20 protein-coding genes are annotated in these 21,427 nt (G+C 52.8%); 8 read left to right on the top strand and 12 right to left on the bottom strand.

All coding sequences use genetic code 11. The features are described 5' to 3' along the window. Nucleotides 1–521: 521 nt before the first annotated feature. Nucleotides 522–1,316, top strand: coding sequence for an SDR family oxidoreductase (locus G477_RS0113515; RefSeq protein WP_245575531.1), 795 nt, complete (start codon nt 522–524; stop codon nt 1,314–1,316). 60 nt (nt 1,317–1,376) lie between these two features. Here G477_RS0113515 and G477_RS0113510 read toward each other — a convergent pair whose 3' ends face one another. From G477_RS0113510 to G477_RS0113485, 6 genes are all read right to left on the bottom strand, one after another. After that, nucleotides 1,377–1,700 (bottom strand): TIGR04104 family putative zinc finger protein, encoded by a 324-nt coding sequence (locus tag G477_RS0113510; RefSeq protein WP_026698396.1) that lies wholly within the window; start codon nt 1,698–1,700, stop codon nt 1,377–1,379. Nucleotides 1,701–1,736: 36 nt separating this feature from the next. Further along, on the bottom strand, nt 1,737–2,474 hold the full coding sequence (locus G477_RS0113505; protein WP_026698395.1) for a hypothetical protein: 738 nt from the start codon (nt 2,472–2,474) through the stop codon (nt 1,737–1,739). Next, nucleotides 2,471–3,445, bottom strand: a complete 975-nt coding sequence (locus G477_RS0113500; RefSeq protein ID WP_026698394.1) for a Gfo/Idh/MocA family protein — start codon at nt 3,443–3,445, stop codon at nt 2,471–2,473. Before G477_RS0113500 ends, G477_RS0113505 begins: the two co-directional genes overlap by 4 nt. A gap of 98 nt (nt 3,446–3,543) precedes the next feature. After that, nucleotides 3,544–4,122: a hypothetical protein gene (locus G477_RS0113495; protein ID WP_026698393.1), complete on the bottom strand. Its 579-nt coding sequence runs from the start codon at nt 4,120–4,122 to the stop codon at nt 3,544–3,546. A gap of 496 nt (nt 4,123–4,618) precedes the next feature. Beyond that, the gene (locus G477_RS0113490) at nt 4,619–6,058 is read right to left on the bottom strand and encodes an N-acetylmuramoyl-L-alanine amidase (RefSeq protein ID WP_026698392.1); all 1,440 of its coding nucleotides are present in this window, start codon (nt 6,056–6,058) and stop codon (nt 4,619–4,621) included. Between the two features lie 238 nt (nt 6,059–6,296). Beyond that, complete coding sequence (locus G477_RS0113485) at nt 6,297–6,476, bottom strand: hypothetical protein (protein ID WP_026698391.1); 180 nt, start codon at nt 6,474–6,476, stop codon at nt 6,297–6,299. Between the two features lie 96 nt (nt 6,477–6,572). Between G477_RS0113485 and G477_RS19665 the strand changes: the two genes are divergently transcribed. Then, nucleotides 6,573–7,265, top strand: coding sequence for a YwaF family protein (locus tag G477_RS19665; RefSeq protein WP_051288028.1), 693 nt, complete (start codon nt 6,573–6,575; stop codon nt 7,263–7,265). Between the two features lie 36 nt (nt 7,266–7,301). After that, nucleotides 7,302–7,766, top strand: a complete 465-nt coding sequence (locus G477_RS0113475; RefSeq protein ID WP_026698390.1) for a hypothetical protein — start codon at nt 7,302–7,304, stop codon at nt 7,764–7,766. A 319-nt stretch (nt 7,767–8,085) separates the two neighbouring features. Here G477_RS0113475 and G477_RS0113470 read toward each other — a convergent pair whose 3' ends face one another. Then, nucleotides 8,086–8,592, bottom strand: a complete 507-nt coding sequence (locus tag G477_RS0113470; RefSeq protein WP_026698389.1) for a hypothetical protein — start codon at nt 8,590–8,592, stop codon at nt 8,086–8,088. Nucleotides 8,593–8,859: 267 nt separating this feature from the next. Here G477_RS0113470 and G477_RS0113465 point away from each other — a divergent pair, with 267 nt between their 5' ends. After that, on the top strand, nt 8,860–9,726 hold the full coding sequence (locus tag G477_RS0113465) for a methyl-accepting chemotaxis protein (protein WP_026698388.1): 867 nt from the start codon (nt 8,860–8,862) through the stop codon (nt 9,724–9,726). 377 nt (nt 9,727–10,103) lie between these two features. Here the strand turns inward: G477_RS0113465 and G477_RS0113460 are convergent, their stop codons facing one another. Continuing rightward, a complete protein-coding gene (locus G477_RS0113460; RefSeq protein ID WP_205622343.1) occupies nt 10,104–11,255 on the bottom strand; it encodes a glycerate kinase family protein in 1,152 nt (383 codons plus the stop codon). 119 nt (nt 11,256–11,374) lie between these two features. Further along, entirely contained in the window at nt 11,375–12,631 is a 1,257-nt protein-coding gene (locus G477_RS0113455) for a GntP family permease (RefSeq protein ID WP_026698386.1), read from the bottom strand. Between the two features lie 173 nt (nt 12,632–12,804). Between G477_RS0113455 and G477_RS0113450 the strand changes: the two genes are divergently transcribed. Both G477_RS0113450 and G477_RS0113445 read left to right on the top strand, forming a co-directional pair. Next, entirely contained in the window at nt 12,805–13,641 is an 837-nt protein-coding gene (locus G477_RS0113450) for a pirin family protein (RefSeq protein ID WP_084406262.1), read from the top strand. Between the two features lie 275 nt (nt 13,642–13,916). Then, the gene (locus G477_RS0113445; protein ID WP_026698384.1) at nt 13,917–14,213 is read left to right on the top strand and encodes a hypothetical protein; all 297 of its coding nucleotides are present in this window, start codon (nt 13,917–13,919) and stop codon (nt 14,211–14,213) included. A 453-nt stretch (nt 14,214–14,666) separates the two neighbouring features. On the opposite strand, the gene G477_RS0113430 is transcribed toward G477_RS0113445, so the two are convergent. From G477_RS0113430 to G477_RS0113420, 3 genes are all read right to left on the bottom strand, one after another. Further along, nucleotides 14,667–15,989: a (Fe-S)-binding protein gene (locus G477_RS0113430; RefSeq protein WP_026698382.1), complete on the bottom strand. Its 1,323-nt coding sequence runs from the start codon at nt 15,987–15,989 to the stop codon at nt 14,667–14,669. Next, nucleotides 15,989–17,407: an FAD-binding oxidoreductase gene (locus tag G477_RS0113425; RefSeq protein ID WP_026698381.1), complete on the bottom strand. Its 1,419-nt coding sequence runs from the start codon at nt 17,405–17,407 to the stop codon at nt 15,989–15,991. Before G477_RS0113425 ends, G477_RS0113430 begins: the two co-directional genes overlap by 1 nt. A gap of 129 nt (nt 17,408–17,536) precedes the next feature. After that, nucleotides 17,537–18,370: a hypothetical protein gene (locus tag G477_RS0113420; RefSeq protein ID WP_026698380.1), complete on the bottom strand. Its 834-nt coding sequence runs from the start codon at nt 18,368–18,370 to the stop codon at nt 17,537–17,539. 235 nt (nt 18,371–18,605) lie between these two features. Between G477_RS0113420 and treC the strand changes: the two genes are divergently transcribed. Together treC and treR are read left to right on the top strand one after the other, a co-directional pair. Next, nucleotides 18,606–20,270 (top strand): alpha,alpha-phosphotrehalase, encoded by a 1,665-nt coding sequence (gene treC / locus G477_RS0113415; RefSeq protein ID WP_026698379.1) that lies wholly within the window; start codon nt 18,606–18,608, stop codon nt 20,268–20,270. A 16-nt stretch (nt 20,271–20,286) separates the two neighbouring features. Beyond that, nucleotides 20,287–21,009, top strand: coding sequence for a trehalose operon repressor (treR, locus tag G477_RS0113410; RefSeq protein ID WP_026698378.1), 723 nt, complete (start codon nt 20,287–20,289; stop codon nt 21,007–21,009). Nucleotides 21,010–21,427: the final 418 nt, after the last annotated feature.

Raw genomic sequence — 21,427 nt, 5'->3', positions numbered from 1 at the left:
GAGACGCCTGCGGATAAAGAAAGCGTGAAGATCCTCCCGGACGTAAGGGAGGGAGAGCGGAAGGATGTCTCCGCGGCAAGCGAAGAAAAAAGGTTCTCATTCACATGTTGGGCTGATTAGGCTTAGGAATGCTCAAACGCTTTCCAAATGGCGGACCTATGATTCTCTTTGAAAAGAAAAAACAAAAACGAACCCTTTTCAGGAGTGAAGGTCGGCGACGCCAGAGGGATCAAGCGCAGTCCGAACATCCTCCTCGCAACGCGAGGAGAGTGGAGGGCAAGCCCCTTGGCAAGCGTCCGCCTGAAACGGAAGAAAAGATGCCATGGAAATGAACCGCTGCCCCAACATTTATTCTAAAACCAGAAAAAAGAGCCGCAGGCGTACTTTTGTTATAACAACACTAGGCTTTAACAAAGCCTAGAGAAAAACGGAGGTTTCGAGCGCTGTGCGGGAATAAACAGCCATTCGTACTTTTCGGCGCCTGACAGAACACAGCATGTCATGGGAGGGAGGAAATGCCAGTGAAAGAAGGAAGAGACCCCTGTCCCTTGAAAGGAAAGCATTTCCTGGTGACTGGCGTCAGCAGGAAGCAGGGAATCGGTGCCCATACGGCGGCTCTCGCTGCATCCTACGGGGCATCTTTGACGATTCAGCATTTCCAGCCGCATGACGCCGAGCAGGCGTGGGGAGCGGATGATTTATCCAGCGTGAAGGAGAGCATCAGGGAACACCTGCATGAAGATGCTTTTCTTCATGATCAGTCCGTGGACTTTATGAAGCCCGGAGCGGCAGAGCGCCTAGTCATCGAGGCAGCAGCCGTTCAACCTTTATCAGGTGTTGTTTGTATCCATGCTATGAGCGGGTCGGACGGGGAGCTGGCTGACATGTCGGAAGACAAGCTCCAGCGGCACTACATGGTCAATACCGCGGCTTCGATTATGATGGCGAAAGCATATGCAGCAGTGGCACTGGAATATGGACGGATTCTATTTATGACATCCGGGCAGAGCCAGGGGCCGATGCCGGGAGAAGTGGCGTATGCGGCCTCTAAAGCAGCCATTGCCGGGGTCACCCTGACACTCTCCGATGAACTGGCCCCGCGCGGAATTACAGTGAATACGGTCAACCCAGGCCCTGTGGACACCGGGTACCTTTCGGATGCGGCCTGGCAGGAGGTCCGATCCCGCTTTCCTTTCGGCAGGTTCGGGAAGCCGGAGGATCCGGCACGGCTTCTTGCATGGCTGATGACGGAGGAGAGCAGGTGGATAACCGGGCAGGTGATTCATTCAGAGGGGGGATTTGCGCGTTGGAATTAAAAGAAACAAAGGAGTGCCGGAAACTGCTGTTCATGCAGGTTTCCGGCACTGAGGATGGCGTTACTCCGGCTCCGCCGGCGTACCGTCGTCTTTTTTCTTTGGCTCGGGTCTTAAATCGTACCGGAGCAGAAACGGTGTGAAAAGGCTCACCAGCGCGATATAGAAAGCGCCCCACGTCAGGACCGGAATCCAGTTCTCATACGTGGAGAACGCATTGAACAGCAGCACTGGCAGGATGGTGACAGCGATAAAAACAGCCTTTGACTGAAACCGCATGTCATGAATCCTGCCGCAGGTACGGCAGACGATCGGGTCGGCGAGCCACTGGCTGCGCCAGCGCTGTGCCCAATGCAGCTTAGCGCCGCAGGCGTGGCAGGTCTGCATGAAAATCTTCCCTTCTATTTGAATGTCGAGCCCTCATCATACCATGTCACCCCGGAGTGGAACAGCTCGAGCAGAGGCAATATACAGCCGCACGAGAAGGTAAAACGAGAAGAGCATCACGACTCTCTCTACGAACGTCAGCAGGATACTGTAGCCGAAGAGGGAAGCCGCAGCAGCTTCGATCGCAGCGGCGGTCACGTACAAAAAAAGCAGAGCGAGGAAAGGGACCATGACAGTTTTGACAGGGGTACCGGCTGTTTCTTTCCATGCCGTGATGAAGGCGGGACCTTCCCCGCGGTGTAGATGCAGGTAGAAGGGAAAAGCGGTACGAACGCCTGCAAGAAGGCCGATCAGCAGAAGAGGCATCCAGATGAACGGACCGGCTGTCTGTGTCAGCAACACAATCAGACTGAAAAAGACCGCAGCGGCCGCAGCTGCAGGAAGCAGTGCACCGTATGTATATCCGAGTCTTGTCAGCGGTACGGCACGACCAGTTTCGGCAGCATAGACAGCGGCTGCTGCAGCGGGCAGGACGAGCAGATAGCCGATCATCACGAGGGCAATCATGAATTCCGGGATATAGGTGTAGACTAGGTTGACGGTTGTTAAGGCGCGGATGAAGGCGGCATACCAGGTTCCGTCCCCAATATCAGGGCCGCCGGTAAGAGGCAGACGGTAAACGGCCTCAAGCGAGAGTTCGACCATCAGCAGGAGCACAGGGAAAAACAGCCACAGCAGAAGGTGCTGCGGCTGTATTCGGAGTCGGCGGATCATTGCTGCTGCTGCGAAGCATACAGCGCTTCAATGACTTTCATGTTGTTATGCGTGCTCTCGGGCGTGTAAACTGGTTCGTTTTTCTCCTGTACGCAGTTGGAAAAGTGTTCGATCTGGAGTGTGAACTGATCTGCTGCGAATGTTTGATGCTCGATCGTCTGATTGGCGGCATTTTTAATGATGACTTCTCCGAGCCCGTCGTTCGGATTCTGGTCGGGACGGAACGCAAACGGCACTTCGATCCGTCCTTTCGTGCCGATCACTTCGTAGCGGTTCAGCGCAGCCTCATCGAAGCTGCAGTCGAGGACAGCATCGACTTTGTCAAAAGAGAGGAGAGCGGTGGTGGAGACATCAATCCCGTGGAACGTCCGGGCGTCGCTGAAGACGTGGGTCGGTTCTTCACCAAGAAGATGCCTGCTGATGTGCACGCAGTAGCAGCCGACATCGTAGAGAGCTCCGCCGCCGAGGTTTGGATCCAGACGGATGTTGTCGCTTTCTAAATCCAGTGGAAAAGAGAAAGAAGCCCGGATGCGTTTAAGCTCCCCGATCCGGCCGGAGTCGATCTGTTCTTTGACAAACGCATGCTGGGGATGAAACTGATACATAAACCCTTCCATCCATATCATGCCGGTTTCCTTGCCTGCTTCCCTGATTTCCTGGATGTCTTCCGACGTTACAGCGGCCGGTTTCTCTACGAGCACATGCTTCCCGTGGTGCATGGCTTTCATGACCCATTCCTTGTGGAGGGAGTTCGGCAGCGGGATATAGACAGCTTCCACTTCCGGATCGCCGAGGAGGGCTTCGTAAGAATCGTATGACACAGAAGCGCCCCATTTTTCAGCTGTTTCGGCTGCCTGTCCGCTCTGGCTCGCTACAGCATACAATGCTGCATTCGGTGCATCGTGGATGGCAGGCACCATCGATTTTTCTGCGATTTTCGCACTGCTTAAAATACCCCATTTTACTGTCATCCTAACGCCTCCTTGAACGTAATAAATGAGCTCTTCTGTATTCATTCTATACCGGCAGGCCGGATTCCTGCCGGGGACGCAACGGAATCCGGAAATTTTTACGCGTCTGCAGCTGCTTCCTGCAGCAGCGTATAGACGTCCATGGCGCGGCTCTGCCAGTAGCGGGGGTGTTCCCCTTCGAGCGACCAGAGCTGCACGAGGCCGGCGTCATCACTGGTCAATGCCCAGGAGCCGCTCTCCGTATCAAACGTTACGAGGAAGGATGAGGGAAATGGCGAGCCCAAGTCCGGTGGGACGGCTTCTTCCGGCTGTTTCTCCTCCCAGCTGATGTCCGCTGTGAGCCGCTCCAGCACAGCGGCAGTCTCTTCCTCGAGCGGCTCTCCCTGAGACCAGGTGTCCTCACCAGAAGGTATATGAAGCTGCTGTGCCTCATTTCCTTCCGGCAGGGGCAGGCTCGTTCCATCGTCTTGAAAACCGGTGAACAGCTGCGGAGCTGTAAACAGCACAAAAAATAAGAGCAGAATCAGAATCCAGAAAAAGGAGGGGATCTGCCTTCCAGTCTGCGGCTTCTGCCCTTCCTTTCGTTTGTTCAACCTCCGCCTGCGTTCCGCCGGTGGAAGCTGATGTTCTTGGTGCAGTTCCTGCAGGCGTTTCTGCAGTCTTCCCCGCTTCTCCATAGGAGGATGCCGCCTTTCCTGTTTTATCTGTGTCTATGACGTTTCTCCTTGTAGCGTATAGCAGGAGAGGTACGGGCGCAACTACCCTGACAGGTTCTAAAACAAATGTTTGTGAAAAGATTCATTGCTGTGACGTTTTTCATTCGTTTTCGGCGGACGCTTGCCAAGGGGCTTGTGCTCCACTATTCTTCACCTTGCGTAGAAGGATTTTTGGATGTCGCTTCATTTCTCTGGCGTCGATGCCTTTATTCCTGCAAAGGTTTCGTTTTTGTATTTATTCAGCTGAGAGAAATTCACACGTGCCATTGGAGACATATCGGATCATGCTTGAAGCTATTCATCCTAACATGTCAATGAGGACCTCCATAAATCAGCTTTAGGGAATGTTCAGCAAAACATGACAGCTGCATCCCTCAGCAAAAAAGCGCCGGAAGCAGAGAAGCTTCCGGCGCGGCTGAAGATGCGTTATTGTTTTTTCCTCAGCAGCCAGCGATCGTTACTGCTTATTCCGGTAGTAACCGAGGACGCCTTCATAGAGAGCATCCGCGGAAAGGCGGCGGAATTCATCTGTCTGCATGTAGGCAGCTTCCTGTGCATTCGTCTTAAAGCCAAGCTCGACCAGTGCGCTCGGCATATTCGTGTTGCGGATAACATAGAATCCAGATGTTTTCACGCCACGATCGTTCGTACCAAGTTTTTGAAGCAGTTCTGCCTGCAGCTCGTCAGCAAGCGTCCGGCTGTTGCCCGCCCAGACACTCGTATCATAAAATGTTTCAGTTCCGTGAGCGGCTGTGCTGCCGGCTGCGTTCGAATGTACACTGAGGAAGAGGTCGGCTTCGGCGTTGTTTGCCTCTTGTACCCGGTCAGACAGAGATGGGAACCAGTCGGATCGACGAGTCATGATGACATTGGCGCCCGCCTCCTGCAGCATCGGCTCCAGGCGGAGGCTGACATCGAGCACGATTTCTTTTTCCACAACCCCGTTGGCTGTCGCGCCAGGATCGCTGCCGCCGTGTCCTGGATCAACGACGATCGTCTCACCGAAAAGGGGACTGCTGTGATCTGCATAATCGACCATGAGGAAGCTGTGAGATACATAGCCGGTTGTGTCATCGGTGGATACGCGCACCCAGTTTCCGACACGTTCATGTACAGCTACCTGCTGACCTTCAACAAGCTGTCCTACTGTGGACCGGTCTGTAGAAGGGTCCGGCCTTACGTTCAAAGTGCTGTTGTTGACCACAACCCCGGTACCAATCGTATCACCGGAATCAACCGGTTCTGTCTCCGGTTCGTTCTCGATCGGCTCCTCCACGTTTTCTTCCTCTTCTTCAAAAGAAGGACGGAATTCCGGATAGAGGGCCCGGGCCAGCATTAGAGAAAATTCCTCTCGTGAAATATTCTGCTCCGGCAGGAAGGTGCCGTCATCATAACCGACCGTGATTCCTGAAGCAGACAGTGCTTCAATATCTCCATGAAATTGATGTGATGAAGGAACATCAGAGAAATCGGCAGGTTCCCCTCCGTCCAGATCATATGCTCTTGCAATAATAGCAGCCATTTCACCACGATTCAGCTGTTCATCCGGACCAAAGCTTCCGTCTTCATATCCATTTACGATGGAAGCATCAGAAGCCGCCTGTATGTATGCTGAAGCAAAATGGGTTGATGGTACATCCGGAAAGATGTTGTCGGTGGAGTTCGCTGGAAGGTTCAGCGATCTACCGATCATCGTCGCAGCCTCTGCCCGGCTCACTTCACGCTGCGGCTGGAATTCGTTATCCTCATATCCCTGGACAATGCCGTCACTGTTCAATGTTTTAATCTCTTCACTGTCGGTGTCTGTGAATGGACTTGACGCCCCTGCACTGGTCGCAAACGTTGTCATGAGCATGACAACTGCCAGGACCAGATACATGATGGATTTCCACTGCATTCTTTCATCTCCCCAATGTGATTTGATGTGCCTGAAAACACTCTACTACACACAGTATCACATCATATGAGGGAACTTTATGCATCGGAGTATGGAGATTTTGTAACGGGTATGCAACAAACATCATCTTCTCGAAATATTGTATTGAGGATGTAATAAAAGGAGGGAGGGAGCTGCGTTCGAGTGGAGGGAGCGGCTGCAGCTCTTCGCTTATTCATTCATTGGAAAGGGGGGGAGATCAGCGGGCGATCATTTTCACGGAACATTCCTGATACAGCTGCTTCATTTTGTCATAAAAGCTGCACGCTTCCTCTTTCGTTTTCATCATGACTTCTTCCGTTTTGCTGCCTTCCGGGTGCTGAAGCATTTTCATTTCACCGAGTTTGTCAATCACGATGATGGAATACTGTTTATCCATAGCTATTCCTCCTCTATACTTGTTATAGAACCCATTCCTTCAAATGTTTTCAATTAAACGTGAAATTCAGGAGCTTTTCCGGGGAGGTGGTAGACCATGTTTCGTGCAGATCCTGAACCGTACGTATTTGAGCATTTCTCCGTTTCGCACTGGGCTGTGCTGGCGCTGCTTGCTGCGGGTCTTCTGTTTCTATACAGAAACAAAGGCAGCATAGTTTCAAGAAAATGTGAGGTGGCCGTAGGTATTTCTCTCCTGCTGATGGAAGCGGCTTATCAAGCTTTCCTCCTTTCCACCGGACAGTGGAGCGTCCGGCACTCCCTGCCGATCGAACTGAGCAGTATTACGGTCCAGCTGACCGCCCTGCTCCTGATCTTCCGGTGGAAATGGTTGTTTCAGTTCATGTTTTTGTTTGCTGTCGGCGGGGCAGCGCAGGCGATGGTGACGCCTGTGTTAAGTTATGATTTTCCGCACTTCAGATTCATTCACTTTTTCTATACGCACATGCTGGCGGTTCTTGTGATGTTTTATTTCCGATGGGGCGAAGGCTGGCCTGTCTATTTCCGTCATATCGGTGTGAGCTGGCTGGGGCTGAATCTGATGGTTCCCTTCATCTGGATCATTAACACGAGGACCGGGGGGAACTACTGGTTTATCATGAGACCGCCCTCGGGTCGGAGTATTCTGGACTTTTTCGGACCTCAGCCATGGCATTTCATCGGCATGCAGGCGGCGGCTCTTTTCTTCTTTTTTCTCCTCTGGATTCTGGTTGGCTCAAGGAGAAAAACGTGATACAGTATGGAGCGGATGGAGAAGGAGTGCAGACGTATGTTGATAAAAAACAAGAATACCTACATCTCCCTGATTGTGCTTGTTTGTTCTACAGGCCTGATTCTCTTAAGCCTCGTACAGTTTCTGGATCTGTATCCCGGCGTGATTCAATACGAGATGGACGGAGAAGAGGCCGTTGTAACCTACGGACTTTGGAACACGGAAGAGCATCGTGCTCATCAATCCAACATAGATGATCAGTGGACGGCAGCGATGCAGCTCGCTGCATCAGCGGAAAACGACATGAAGCAGGCCGCCAGATCGGCTGTTCTGCTGCTCGTCGTCGCAGGAGGCGCCTCCCTGTACGCTGCCCGGATGGAGCGGACAACGACGCTTCGTACAGCAGCTGTTGCAGGTACGTTCATTCTGTCGGCGATGCTGATCGGTTTTGTCCTCATCAATTATTTGAATATGATGTCCTTTGCGGAAAATGTGATGGAATACGTGAGGGAATGGACGTAGCGGAAACGAAAAGGAGGGGCTCTCTCCTTTTTTCTCCGGATCAACACCAGAGCGGATGAGCGATGGCCTGCGAAAGAGACAACAAAGGGTTCCAGCAAGTAAAAAAACGCTCTCGATCATCCTTAATGGATCGTCGAGAGCGTTTATTTATGTGGTAAGAATGTGTAAGTTTGGTTCTAAAATAAATGTTGGGGTAGAGGTTCATTTCCGTAGCGTCTTTTCTGTACCGACGTAGAAGCCTCGGGCAGGAAGACTGTTATCCACGGGGAAAGAATGACGACAGCAACGAAAGGAAAGCGGAGGGCAGGGCGGGTCTGCCTCAGGAGGAAGGTGCTTCCTCCTGGACATGGCCGCCGTCCGGCTCAATTGGACTCTCGCCTTCAGCAGTGTCCCGGTCCATATAATAATAGTAGACGTACCCGGGCTCATCGTCGAATTCAACAAAGAACAAAAACAGCGGGTCTTCGTCGACAGGACTCTGGCTGATATCAAAAGAACGACCCGGATACTCTTCTTCCAGATGCTCTTCCAGCATATCCATTCGTTCCGGGACGTCCTGGTAGACCATCTGGTAAGGGCGCACGAGCCAGAACATGGCATTCACCAGCGTGACAGCGAGAAACAGAGTCAAAAAAATACCGGCAAGAATCCGCAGACGCTGCGGGGTGATCAACGTGGCCGCAAGCAGAATCAATCCCAGCGCAGCTGTTCCTGCTGCCAGCCAGTCTTCCAGCTCCTGTGTGTAGGGAGAAATCTGGATATAATAAAAGACGATGAAACCGATGTATACGAGCAGTCCGGCCGTGCCGGTAATCCATTTAACCATATGATACTGACTCCTTTGTGATAAAGGGTTTGAGCTGCAAAACCTCCATTATCATAACATACCAGAGGAGGAAACGGAATCTGTGTGTGCCTTAGGAAGCTGCGGTGTCTTAGCTATTCGCCCGCTCGTTTCGTCCTTCTCACAGACCGTCTTTTTTCAGGAACAAAGGGATATTCAGCAGAGCTCGTTCCAGGGAAATGTGACTGGTCAACCGTTGCATCTTCCTTCATAATAGGAGAAGAGTATGATTTTTGAGGGAGGATACATATGTTGACGTTTGATGACAGCTCGCTGGCACAGATGACCGATGAGGAAATACTTCAGGCCATCGCGGTTGCAGCGCCTATTTTTCAACAAATTTCGAAAGATGACTTTATGATGGACATTACGACGAGGGAAGGCTTTTATGCCCATTTCCCGGGGAAGACGATCGATGTAGACATTCAAGCCGGAGACCCGATACCGGAAGATGATCCGGTAATGCTCGGTGCTCTGAATGGGAAACCGCAGAGCGGACGGCCTCCATTCGAGGTATACAACACTCATTTTCTCGGGAAAGCCCAGCCGATTAAAAACGGCCGGGGCGAGGTGATTGGGGCGATTGGGATCGGATATAACATCGAACACTTGATTACCATTGAAGAGAACATCCAAAAGACGGAAGAAGTTCTGGAGTCGGTTCATACGTACACGAACCAGCTCGAAAAATCGGCAGGCAGCCTCAGTTCCTCGAGTGAGAGCCTGGAAAAACGGACGGAACAAGTAGAGCAGAGCATCAGTAGAATTGATTCCGTACTGGAAATGATCAATAAAGTGTCGTCGCAGACGAACATTCTCGGACTGAATGCGTCCATTGAAGCGGCGCGTGCTGGAGAATACGGCCGCGGGTTCAGTGTCGTTGCTGATGAAGTCCGCAAGCTTGCAGAGGAAACGTCCAAAGCCTCCGAAGCGATCCGCGGCCAGATTTCCGACATTCAAGCTACAACAAGCAGTCTGATCCAATCGTTTGAACACGTGGAAAATTCGGTAGAGGAAAACAACGAGCTGATCGAACGGTTCTCGGAAGTCAGCAGAGAGCTGACGGCGATCAATAAATCGATGACGTCCTCCGTCCAGTACTTGCTGGAAGCCTGATTTTTCCGAACGCCCACGGAAAAAGCGCTCTTCATCCAGCTGTGACACTTTATGTATTTCTACGAAAGAACAATTCACTGCTGTGCCGGAAGAAGGGACATGCTTCTATAGAAAATCCGACCGCGTCAGAAAGCTTCTGACGCGGTTGTTTTAGGTTGTTGCAGCACGAAGGCAGAAAAAGGGCCTTTTCGGCTTCACGGAGTGCCCAAAAGCCGGCAGGGTCAACGCACACCGCTCTGATGAAGAGTACGTGGCGCTTCGTTATGAGCGCGGATCTGAGAACATGCGGAAGCAGATCCTGGAGCTTTTTCTGCCTGCAGGGAGCTCTTATGCACGCTTCGCGGGCGCTCCACCTCTGTTAAAAAGAAAGGCTGAAATCACGAAGAGAACGACAATCGCAGCATACGGGCGATATTTGCCGCTGCCAGCTCGATGTCCCCCTCTGCACGGGCAGGGAGTTCATCCAGTGAGGCAGGTTCCCGGAGGCTGCTGAACACGGCGTCGATGCCTTCGTCAAACACGCCTTCATATCCGTCAGAAATGCTTCCGCAGAGTGCGATGACGGGAGCGTCGGGATTTACCTGTCTGGAAAGCTGTGCAACGTAGACCGGCGTCTTGCCGTTCACTGTCTGATGGTTCATCCCCCCTTCGCCGGTAACGACGATGTCAGCATGCTGCAGCTGCTCGGCCAGCCCGGTCTCTTCTGCCACAATGACAGCCCCGCGCTCGAGAGAAGACGGTAGAAACATCAGAAAACCTGCTCCAAGTCCTCCGGCAGCTCCGGAGCCAGGGACATACCGGACGTCCGGCAGACCGTGTGCTTCGCCGACCGCAGCGAATTGGGCTAGTGCCCGATCCAGTTCAGTGATCATTTCCTCCTCTGCGCCTTTTTGCGGTCCGTAAACGACGGAGGCACCGTTCGGGCCGCACAAAGGGTTATCCACGTCGCAGGCGATGCGGAAGCGGCTCTCCTCCAGTCTCGGATCGAGTTCGGAAGTATCCAGTCGATCAAGCGCAAGCAGCGCACGACCTCCATGCGGCAGTTCGACGCCGCGGCTGTCCTGAAAAGAAACGCCGAGGCGCTGCAGCATGCCGGCTCCTCCATCATTCGTGGCACTGCCGCCAATACCTACAACGAAATGACGCACGCCGCGGTCCAGGGCATCCAGGATCATGTCGCCCACCCCCGCTGTTGTCGCTGTATCCGGCGATCGATGTTCTCTTACTGTCAGATGAATTCCGGCCGCTTCTGCCATTTCCATGACGGCCGTCGTTCCATCACCGGTAACGCCGTATGAAGCCGTTACTACACTGCCGCCGGGGCCGGTGACGTCAGTGGAAACGACCTGGCCGCCGGTAGCATCTACCACCGCGCGGACCGTTCCTTCACCGCCATCTGCCATCGGTACTTTCGTAAATGAAGCTGTCGGAAAGGCCGTCTTCATGCCTTTTTCGACTGCATTGGCCACCTGCAGTGCGTCTGCTGATTCTTTAAATGAGTCCGGAGCAATAACTATATGCACCGTCATCACACTCCTTTGTAAGCGGTTTCTTTCTATTATAAAGAGAGAAGCCTCGCAAATCACGAGGCTTCTGCACAAAAAGGAAGGATTTAAAGTAGTAATTACTGTGCATCAGCACGAGTGGCTTACCAGATCCAGCCGAACAGAATGACGGGAACGATCATGACTACAGAACCGACTGCTGCTTCATAAGGGAACAGCTTGAGCCGTTCTTTCATGCCCATTCCGACAGCCGCTGCAGTAGCATGAAAGAAACTGCCGACAGGGGCGTGGTCGAGCATGTTTGCTCCGCCGTGAATCATGACGGCTGCCGAAAGCGGATCTACTCCGGATTCGATCAGCCGCTCACCGAATACTTCTGCAGACACGACAGCGGCTGCCGTCGTCGAGCCAGTCGCTGCTCCCATAACAATGCCGGAAAGCGGTGCAATCACAAAGGCAGGCATGCCCGCCGCTTCCGTCATCCCGGTGACAATAACGGCGACGTTCGAGTTGGAAATGATCCCGGCGATCGTTCCGGTACAGATCAGCAGAACCGCGACCGGAGAAACTTTTCCTAATCCACTGAGAGCACAATAAGAGAACATGTCGGTTTTTTTCATGACAAGTGCCCCGAAAAGCGCACCGGCAGGAAGAGCGACGAGTGGATCGATTTCAATACCGGCTGCCGGGTTCAGCAGCAGCAGGCCGATCGCCGCCGCCGGTGCTGCTGCGGATGTCCAGACGGCAGGCAGGTGTTCGGCTGTTTCGGGTGTCTCGTCTTCTTCGACAAACGAGCCCTTTTTCTTCAGCCGCTGGGACAGGAAATAGGCCGCGAAAATGCCGAAGATTCCAGCCGGAATACCGGCTGCCATCAAGGTTGTCAGCGGGAGATCGAATGCATCGGCAAGGGCGATGGTGTTGGGGTTCGGCGACATGATATTGCCTGCTTTGCCGCCGCCGACCATCGCGAGAAGGATGGCCGGTTTGGACAAGTTCGCCTGATACGCAATGGCCATGGCAATGGTGGCTACTGTCATGATCGCCACCACAATGAAGACACCGACAGCAGTAAGCAGCCATGCGGCCAGAACGAGCGCAAACAGCGCTTTTTTCTCGCCGATTGCCCGGACGATGGCAGTAGCAATGGAAGTAGCCGCCCCCGTTTCAATCATGACGCCGGCAAGGACACCTGCTGCGAGCACCCGGAGAGCGGCAGGCACCATTCCTTCAGCGCCTTCCATCATAAAATCAATCGTACTGGATAAATCGGCTCCCCCGATCAATCCGCCGGCTACAGCCCCGGTGAGGAGCGAGTAGACCGGAGGGAATTTTATAAATATCATAATGATAGCGATCACCAGGCCGATCACGGCACCGGCAGCGGACACAGTCATCGTCATCACTCCTTTTCAGTGGGCATTACAAACAACTAATCCTACCATGGCTCGCGGTTGCTGGCTACGCCGTCAGAAAAATCGCGAGGATTCAGAAAATCGAAAACGCTTTATGAACTAACTTTTTGTAAGTGGAAGAAATGTATGTTATAACTAAATGTAGAAGGAGGATGATTAATATGATTAATAGAAAAATACAGGAAAGCTGGCAGACTGCGTATGACATGCAGCCGCTCCCAAACGTACAGAAAGGCATGGTGCTCCCACCTGAAAAAATGGACATGATGGATCCTTTCTTACTCATGGCAGAAGATTGGTTCAAACGGGGAGCTTTCGCTGACCATCCGCACCGCGGATTTCAGACCATCACGTATGTCGTGGATGGAAGACTCGAACACACCGATAACAGCGGTGGGTATTCTGTGCTCGATGCCGGTGATATGCAGTATATGAACGCCGGTGGTGGAGCCCGCCATGCGGAAGAAGCAGTGGATAACGATCTGATTCATACACTGCAGCTCTGGCTGAACCTGCCTAAGCAGGAGAAATTCAGCACAAGCTACTATCAGAATGGCCGGTACGACGAGGTTCCTTCGGTAGAACAGCAGGGCGTTCGTGTGAAAGTTTACAGCGGCAATATCAACGGAACGACAGGACCCGTCGAGAGCGTATATCCGTTCCGTATGGCTGAAGTCGAACTGGAAGCCGGCAGCAGCTGGCAGCTGGAACTGCCCGGGTCGGAGACGGTGTTCTGTTTCGTTCTCACAGGGCAGGTGCACGCAGGAGAAGACAAGCAGCCGCTGTCCCGAGCAGGAACAGCTGTATTCGAAAAAGCAGATGGTGACAGTACTGCACAGGTTACAGCAGAAACTCGCGCCAGAGTGCTGTTCTATGCGGGTGAGCCGATTGGAGAACCGGTTGCTACGGGCGGTCCTTTTGTGATGAACTCAGAGGAAGAGATCCGTCAGGCGATGAAAGATTATCACGCCGGCAAATTTGGGCCTTCTTCGCAATAAACGCACAACAGAAAATGCTTATATACGTCTTGAGCCGCCTTCCGTATCACTGGAGGCGGCTCTCATACGGTGTGTACCTCCGATGGACCCTGCTTTTTTGCCGCTCTCTTTCCACTCCTGGGGGGCGGCTTCTGCTGGCAGCTGTACGAACATGAAGCGGATAGTTATTAAATAAAACTTTTAAAATAGTGGTTCAAAAATTGTACAAAGGGGTAAATAAACAATACCGGATGATGGGCCGGAAAATGAAAAAAAGGGAAGGAGATCGATGACTTATGACGCCGATGGATCTTGTTCTATATGTCATGCCGCTCTTAAGCTTCTTGACTGCCCTTGCCTCTGGATTTGTCCTCCGTAACCAGTGGATCACCCTGTTGTCGCTGCCCCTGACCATGGTTCTGCTTCATAGTGTTGTGATATTCGCTGTTTTTCAGATGGCGTATACGCACTGGCTGATTGTCTTAATCATGACGGCCGGTATGGTCATGGTACCAGCTGCAATGGTAGGAGAAGCCCTTTCCAAACGGTACCCATTCACACGTAAAAAGAATGCTTATCAGCCCTATCGATAATCGCAGCAGAAGGAAAAAGAAGCCTGATGTCCTATGCTGGGAAGTTCTTTCTCAGCCGGGCAGATACCACCTTTTCATTCTGTGATAAGAATGTAGGTGTTTTCATACAGGGAAACGGCGGCTTCATGCGCTGCACGGTAGAAAGAAAATCTCTTTCTTCCCTCGTAAAGCTTGCGGTACACGCCGTTCCGACAGAAAGGTGCTCCGCCCTTTTGTTCTATCACGCTTAAAAGGCCGACGTGCTCACGACTGAAACAAACCCGCTGCTATGCCCGGAAAGAGGGAACAGCAGCGGGTTTGTTTTGATTAGGAAAGCCATGCAGACGTTCTCCTCAAGGGAGACGGCGGCGGAAGCCCCAGTGCCGCATCGTACTTAATCCTGAGAACCGACGCTGACAGCGGGATGTTTGAACCAAGCTGTACATGAATGAGCCGGCTCATCAACGGAAAGAGTTAAACGCTGGTCGCTGCTTCTTTCTCGGCCCGGCGGATGGCTTCGGCAGTGAAATCCATGATGTGCTCCGCGCGCACCTCGCCGCTGAGTCCTTCCCGCTCAATGCCGGCTTTCATCTGCAGCAGGCAGCCCGGATTGGACGTAATGATCACCGAGGCTCTAGTCAGCGAGACATCCTTCATTTTCCGGTCCAGGATGCGCATCGCCATTTTCGGCTGAATCAGGTTGTAGATTCCGGCTGAACCACAGCATTGCTCCTTCTGCGGCATAGCCGTATACGAAACTCCTTCAATGCCACGAAGCAGAGACTCGACATGACCTTTTTCCTTCATGACATTTTCCAGGTGGCAGGATGGCTGATAGGTGACGACTTCTGCGTCGTACTGCATCGGCGGCAGGTCGAGACGGTCGAGCAGTGTGCTCACATCCATCGATTTCTCAGCAAACACTTTCGCACGCTCTTTAAACTCCGGATCATCGCGGAGAAGGAAGGGATAGTCCTTTAACGCTGCGCCGCAGCCGCCGGCATTTGAGATGATGACATCTGCTTCCACAGCCTCAAACGCTTCGATATTCTGCCGCGCCAGTGCTTTCGCCCGCTCTTCTTCTCCGCCGTGGGCGTGCAGGGCTCCACAGCATTCCTGGGCTTCCGGATGCACAATGTTGCAGCCGGACCTGCGGAGCACGTAGCGGGTGTTTTCGTTCGTTTCTGCAAACATGGTGCTCATCAGACACCCGCGGAAAAAAGCAACGTTGATCTGTTCGGTCGTTTCCGCCTTTTCCTGTTTCGGGACCGAACGGATCCTGGAAGCTGGAACGGCTTTCGGAATCACTTTTTCCATCACAGCGGCTTCCCCTGGGAGCAGCGCGAACGCATTCGTCCGGCGCATGAGCTGCTGCAGCGGGGTTTTTTCATAGAGACGCCGCATCTGATGAACGCGGTTCATGCGCTTCTGAGACAAAAACATCCAGCCGAAAGTGGCTCCACGTAGCACTTTGACCGGCAGCGAGTGCTTTTTATGCTTTTCGATAACGGTACGCGCCTGTTCTAACAGCTGTCCGTATGGAACTCCGGAGGGACAGGCAGGCTCACAGGCACGGCAGCCGAGGCATTCCTGCAGTTGAGCCTCGACTTCTTCATCCGGTTCTTTGCGCCCATCAGCCACTGCTTTCATCAGCGCGATCCTGCCGCGTGGGGAACTGGCTTCATTCCCATCGGTGTGCAGGTATGTTGGACAGGCCGGCAGACAGAACCCGCACCTCGTACAGTTCATCAGCTCTTCGTAATCAACGTGTTCCTGAAAATCCTGCTGTATGCTCATCAGCGGTCCCCTCCTAGAGAAACTCGATTTCTTGTGTCGCCGGCAAACAGTTTACCGGGATTCATGATGTTGTCGGGGTCTAGCGCCTGTTTGACGGCTTTCATGGCTACAACTCCGCTTTCGCCCAGTTTCCATGCGAGATACGGCGACTTCATTTCTCCTACGCCGTGCTCGCCGGTGATCGTTCCACCAAGGCGGACGGCCTCTGCAAAAATATCTTCAAACGCAGCTTCCACCCGGGCCATTTCCTCCTGGTCCCGGACATCCGTCATGCAGGTCGGATGAAGGTTTCCATCTCCGGCGTGGCCGAATGTGCAGATTTCTACTTGATGGGCGGCGGCAGTTTTTTCGATGAAACGGACCATCTCGGCAATTTTCGAACGGGGGACCGTCGCATCTTCGAGCATGGTCGTCGGACGGCGGCGGGCCAGAGCCGTCAGTGCCGATCGTCGTGCTTCGGTTAACGCAGCAGCTTCTTCAGCGGAGGCGGCCATTTTCACCGAGAAGGCATGATTTTTTTCGCAGACTTCTTTCATCTGCGCCATGTGCCGGTCCACGAGTTCTTCTTCCCCGTCCTGTTCAATGAGGAGAAGCGCACCTGCTTCGACTGGAAGACCGACCTGTGCATAGGCTTCGACAGCTTCCATCGTCGGTTGATCAAGAAATTCGAGCGTTGCCGGAATGATCTTGGACGCGATGATACCGGAGACAGAGGCAGCGGCATACTCCATGGAGGGATACAGCGCGAGCATCGTTTTTTTGACCGGCGGAGGGGGAACGAGTTTCAACACGGCTTCCGTGACGATTCCGAGCGTGCCTTCTGATCCGGTCAGCAGCTTCGTAAAATCATAGCCCGCGACATCCTTTGCCAGTTTTCCACCGGTACGGATGCAGGATCCATCGGACATGACCGCTTCCAGGCCGAGTACATAATCTTTTGTCACCCCGTATTTAAGCCCGCGGAGTCCGCCGGAGTTTTCATTAATATTCCCGCCGATGGTCGAGATCTTCATCGAACTTGGATCCGGGGGATAAAAAAGCCCCTCTGCTTCTGCGCGCTGGACGATTTCCAGCGTCGTAACTCCGGGCTGCACCGTCATGGTGAGATTCTCCTGGTCGACCTCGAGAATGTCTTTCATCCGGGTGAAGACCATCACAACCCCACCGTAGGTCGGCGTAGTGCCTGCACAGAGGTTCGTGCCGGACCCGCGCGGGACGATGGGAACCCCATACTGCCGGCAGATCTTGACAACCTCCTGAACGTCTTGGGTTGATCCTGGTCTGACGACAGCATCCGGTTCGGCGGAAAAACCCGGGGTCCCGTCGTAAGAGTAGGCGATCCGCTGTTCTTCGGTATCGGCGATGTACGCTTTACCAAGTACGTGGATGAGTGCGTCTTTCACTTCTGGCTGAAGCATCGTTCATTCCTCCCAGCCGGAGGCATCCCTCCGGTCTATAATATGTTCATTATAGTGGAGGGAGCATACGGAAGCGATAGATGATTATACAAAATTCATGGCGTTTTCACGCGTGCTTATTAGATGAATCTACAAAGCGTGCCAGCGATATTCATCCATGAAGTCAGCAGTCAGCTGGGGGAGCTGATCCTCGGAGGCAGAAGCAATCTGGGAAAACGTCCACCCTTGTTGAACGGCGAAATCAAGAAGGACCCACGCCAGGTACAGCCCTTCATCCGCTTCTCCATTCACCCCCTGGGGTCCATAGAGAAGTTCCAGATCATGAGACTGGTTCAAACGTGGCCGGGCAGCCCGGAAAATAGCAGTTAATCCACGAGCACACTGATCGGCCCACTGCCGGCTCCGGCCTGCGGAAAAAGGCATTCCTCTCTGTTTCATTACCAATGCAGTCACGTGCAGGGCCAGGCCGTCCTCTATCAATCTCCGGGCCAGCGTCCGATCGGTGCCGATGGAGAGTCCTGCTTTTCGAATATGGACAGCGGTTACGAGCGGTCGTGTCCATTCCGCTTCTTCCAGCGGAATTTCGACAGGAAGGCAGAGAGCGGGCGTGCCGCTTTTATCTAGTGGGGCGATGAAGGAGGCTTTTTCGAAGAACCCGACGAAATGAATGACAGGAAGGCTGCCGGATTCCGCTGCCAGAAGCTGTTCGATCTGAAGTTTTGCTTTGTTAAGCTCTTTCTCCTGCGGCCGCGGCCGGCGGATTCGTCCTTGTACATACCGATATTTCGGCCAGGCTTCATCGAGCCGGCGCCGGCCGTTTCTGTCACCGGTTCTTCCGTCTTCGACCGGGATGAAACGATAATGTTCTTTCCAGAGCCTCCACCGTTCGGCGGGGTCAGCTTCTGCTGCGGCATGATAAAAAGCAGAGAAGCGGTCCAGTACAGAATAAATGGTAACGGTCATGTGATCACCTGCATTTCTTATGTGAAGTTGATGCTCCTGTCCTTTATATCGGTGTCTGCAGGAAAATCTATACGGAAAAACGGCGTATTTTAAAAATGAGGCAGAGGCAGAAAGGGGGAGGCGTTTTTAAACGAGCTGCAGAGGGAACATAGAATCGTACATACGGTTTACTATCTTGTATATACAAGATATACTTTTCGTAGCTCAACAAGGAGGATGATCGATTATGACAGCAATGCAGGAATGGTGGAGAAAAGCGGTTGTCTATCAGATATACCCAAAAAGCTTTCTTGATACGATGGGGACGGGGACCGGCGATCTGCAGGGCATTATTCAAAAACTTGATTATCTGCGCTATCTCGGTGTCGACGTCATTTGGTTGACACCGCCGTATGCATCACCGCAGCGGGACAACGGCTACGATATTAGTGATTATTATGCGATTCATCATGAATACGGCACGATGGAAGATTTTGATCAGCTGCTTGAGGCGGCCCATGCTCGAGGCATCAAAGTCATCATGGATATTGTCGTTAATCATACATCGACCGAACACGACTGGTTTCAGCAGGCACGCGCCTCCAGAGACAACCCGTACCGGAACTACTATATCTGGAAAGACCCGGTCGACGGAGCCGAACCGACAAACTGGCAGTCCAAATTCGGCGGAAACGCCTGGGAATACGAGGAAGCGACAGGGCAGTATTACCTGCATCTGTTCGATGTCACGCAGGCGGATCTGAACTGGGAGAATGAGCAGGTGCGCCGAGACGTTTACGACATGATGACGTACTGGTTTGATAAAGGGGTCGACGGCTTTCGTCTCGATGTCATCAATCTGATATCCAAAGATCAATCATTTCCGAACGACGACCAGGGCGATGGCCGCCGTTTCTATACGGACGGGCCGCGCGCGCATGAGTTCATGCATGAGATGAACCGTGAAGTCTTCTCGAAGTACGATGCCATGACGGTCGGAGAGATGAGTTCCACTACGATCGACCACTGCATTCAGTACACGCGTCCGGACCGGGAGGAACTGAGTATGACTTTTCAGTTCCATCATTTGAAAGTCGATTATCCAGGTGGGGAAAAATGGGCGGACGCGCCGTTCGACTTTCACCAGCTGAAACAGATCCTTTCTGAATGGCAGGTTCGCATGCACGAAGGCGGAGGATGGAATGCCCTGTTCTGGTGCAACCATGATCAGCCGAGAGTCGTATCCCGTTATGGAAACGACGGTACGTATCACCGGGAATCGGCGAAGATGCTGGCGACCACCGCGCATATGATGCAGGGAACGCCGTATATTTATCAAGGAGAAGAGTTCGGGATGACCAATCCGCGGTTTGATCGGATCAACGACTACCGGGACGTAGAAACGTTGAATTTTTATCAAATGAAAAAAGAAGAAGGCTGGACTGACGATGATATCATGCCGCTGATCAAAGCGAAGTCCCGGGATAATGCCCGCACACCGGTGCAGTGGACGGCGGAGCAGCACGGCGGATTCACAAGCGGAACGCCGTGGATTCCAGCGGCGGACAACATTGATACTGTCAACGCTGAGGCGGCGCTTGCAGACGAACAGTCGATTTTTTATCATTATCGTCGATTGATACAACTGCGCAAAGAGTATGATATCATTACTTTCGGTAACTATACGCTGCTGCAGGAAGACGATGAGCGTTTGTTTGTGTTCACACGAGAGTATCAAGGCGAAGTGCTGCTCGTGGTGAATCATTTCTATGATGGCGAAGCACACTTCCAGATGCCTCCATCCCTGCGGACCCGGGAAGCAGAACTGCTTCTCTCCAATTATGACGACACGGTACAGCACGCGGACATGGTGGTCCGGCCATACGAGTCGTTCGTGCTTCGATTTCCTGCAGACAGCTGAATGATCGGAGGAGAGCATGCAGAATAAATACATCCAGATCTACAGAGATACGGCGGATAAAATCCAGCAGGGCGTGTTCCCTGCTGGAGCCAAACTGCCGTCAGAACATGAACTGATGGAGACGCACGAAACATCCCGTGAAACCATCCGCAAGGCACTTCATCTGCTTGCACAGAACGGGTATATTCAAAAAGTACAGGGGAAAGGCTCGATCGTACTGGATGCCCGCAAGTTTGATTTTCCGGTCAGCGGTCTGGTCAGCTTCAAAGAATTGGCAGGTACGCTTGGAGACACGCACCGCACACTCGTGGAAAAATTGGAGCTGGGCGTCCCGGATGACGTGATTCAGACGGAACTGCAGTGTGCTCCTGATCACCAGGTGTGGGAAGTCCACCGTGTCCGGGAAATTGACGGAGAAAAGATTATTCTCGATAAAGATTATTTCAAGCAGATGTTTATCGATAACCTGACGGAAGAAATCTGCCGTCATTCGATTTACGATTACATCGAACACGAGCTGCACATGAGTATCAGTTTTGCGAAGAAAGAGATTGTCGTCGTCGAACCGACAGATGAGGATCGGCAGTACCTGGATCTCGGAGGATGTCAGCACGTCGTGGTGGTGAAAAATCACGTCTATTTCGATGACGCGAGTTTGTTTCAGTACACGGAGTCCCGGCACCGGCCGGATAAATTCAAGTTCGTGGATTTCGCAAGACGCATACAAGGAGGCACCTGAGCATAAGCCCAGGTGCCTCCAGCTTGGTGATTACGTACAAATAAGGGAGATGTCTTCTTCTCTTCGTCTTTTCTCCTTCACTTACCGGCGGAAGCTTGCCGTGGGCTTGTCTTCAGCTATTTTCCCTGCCTTCCAGGCAGGGGAAAGGATCTTCAGACGGAGCGGACCTCCCACAGGGGTCCCCGCCGGACACGGGGGAGAAAAGGAACGTTTTTTCCTTGTGGGAAAGATGTCACAGCAGATCAAAAGGCGCTCCGCGCTTTTGGTCAAGAAACATGCTGCCGTGCTTCTCTTTTTCCTATCAAAGCCGACACGTTTATACCGATACTGGAGCTGCAGAAGGGCGACCCCTGGAGACTCAAAAGCTCCCTCCAGAAAGCGTTCCTTCGAAAGTGGAAGCAGTCAAAGGAATACCTAC

Origin of the sequence: Alkalicoccus chagannorensis DSM 18086, assembly GCF_000429725.1 — a bacterium.
GTDB lineage: Bacteria > Bacillota > Bacilli > Bacillales > Salisediminibacteriaceae > Alkalicoccus > Alkalicoccus chagannorensis.
This window is presented reverse-complemented; position numbering and strand designations above follow the sequence as displayed.

Bases quoted from the DNA above. Each gene is read 5' to 3' on its own strand.
- treC (WP_026698379.1), top strand. From the start codon at position 18,606: ATGCAGGAATGGTGGAGAAAAGCGGTTGTCTATCAGATATACCCAAAA.
- G477_RS0113425 (WP_026698381.1), bottom strand. From the start codon at position 17,407: ATGCTTCAGCCAGAAGTGAAAGACGCACTCATCCACGTACTTGGTAAA.
- G477_RS0113475 (WP_026698390.1), top strand. From the start codon at position 7,302: ATGTTGATAAAAAACAAGAATACCTACATCTCCCTGATTGTGCTTGTT.
- G477_RS0113450 (WP_084406262.1), top strand. From the start codon at position 12,805: ATGATTAATAGAAAAATACAGGAAAGCTGGCAGACTGCGTATGACATG.
- G477_RS0113510 (WP_026698396.1), bottom strand. From the start codon at position 1,700: ATGCAGACCTGCCACGCCTGCGGCGCTAAGCTGCATTGGGCACAGCGC.
- G477_RS0113470 (WP_026698389.1), bottom strand. From the start codon at position 8,592: ATGGTTAAATGGATTACCGGCACGGCCGGACTGCTCGTATACATCGGT.
- G477_RS0113460 (WP_205622343.1), bottom strand. From the start codon at position 11,255: ATGACGGTGCATATAGTTATTGCTCCGGACTCATTTAAAGAATCAGCA.
- G477_RS0113455 (WP_026698386.1), bottom strand. From the start codon at position 12,631: ATGACGATGACTGTGTCCGCTGCCGGTGCCGTGATCGGCCTGGTGATC.
- G477_RS0113490 (WP_026698392.1), bottom strand. From the start codon at position 6,058: ATGCAGTGGAAATCCATCATGTATCTGGTCCTGGCAGTTGTCATGCTC.
- G477_RS0113485 (WP_026698391.1), bottom strand. From the start codon at position 6,476: ATGGATAAACAGTATTCCATCATCGTGATTGACAAACTCGGTGAAATG.
- G477_RS0113445 (WP_026698384.1), top strand. From the start codon at position 13,917: ATGACGCCGATGGATCTTGTTCTATATGTCATGCCGCTCTTAAGCTTC.
- G477_RS0113430 (WP_026698382.1), bottom strand. From the start codon at position 15,989: ATGAGCATACAGCAGGATTTTCAGGAACACGTTGATTACGAAGAGCTG.
- G477_RS0113500 (WP_026698394.1), bottom strand. From the start codon at position 3,445: ATGACAGTAAAATGGGGTATTTTAAGCAGTGCGAAAATCGCAGAAAAA.
- treR (WP_026698378.1), top strand. From the start codon at position 20,287: ATGCAGAATAAATACATCCAGATCTACAGAGATACGGCGGATAAAATC.
- G477_RS0113495 (WP_026698393.1), bottom strand. From the start codon at position 4,122: ATGGAGAAGCGGGGAAGACTGCAGAAACGCCTGCAGGAACTGCACCAA.
- G477_RS0113505 (WP_026698395.1), bottom strand. From the start codon at position 2,474: ATGATCCGCCGACTCCGAATACAGCCGCAGCACCTTCTGCTGTGGCTG.
- G477_RS19665 (WP_051288028.1), top strand. From the start codon at position 6,573: ATGTTTCGTGCAGATCCTGAACCGTACGTATTTGAGCATTTCTCCGTT.
- G477_RS0113420 (WP_026698380.1), bottom strand. From the start codon at position 18,370: ATGACCGTTACCATTTATTCTGTACTGGACCGCTTCTCTGCTTTTTAT.
- G477_RS0113465 (WP_026698388.1), top strand. From the start codon at position 8,860: ATGTTGACGTTTGATGACAGCTCGCTGGCACAGATGACCGATGAGGAA.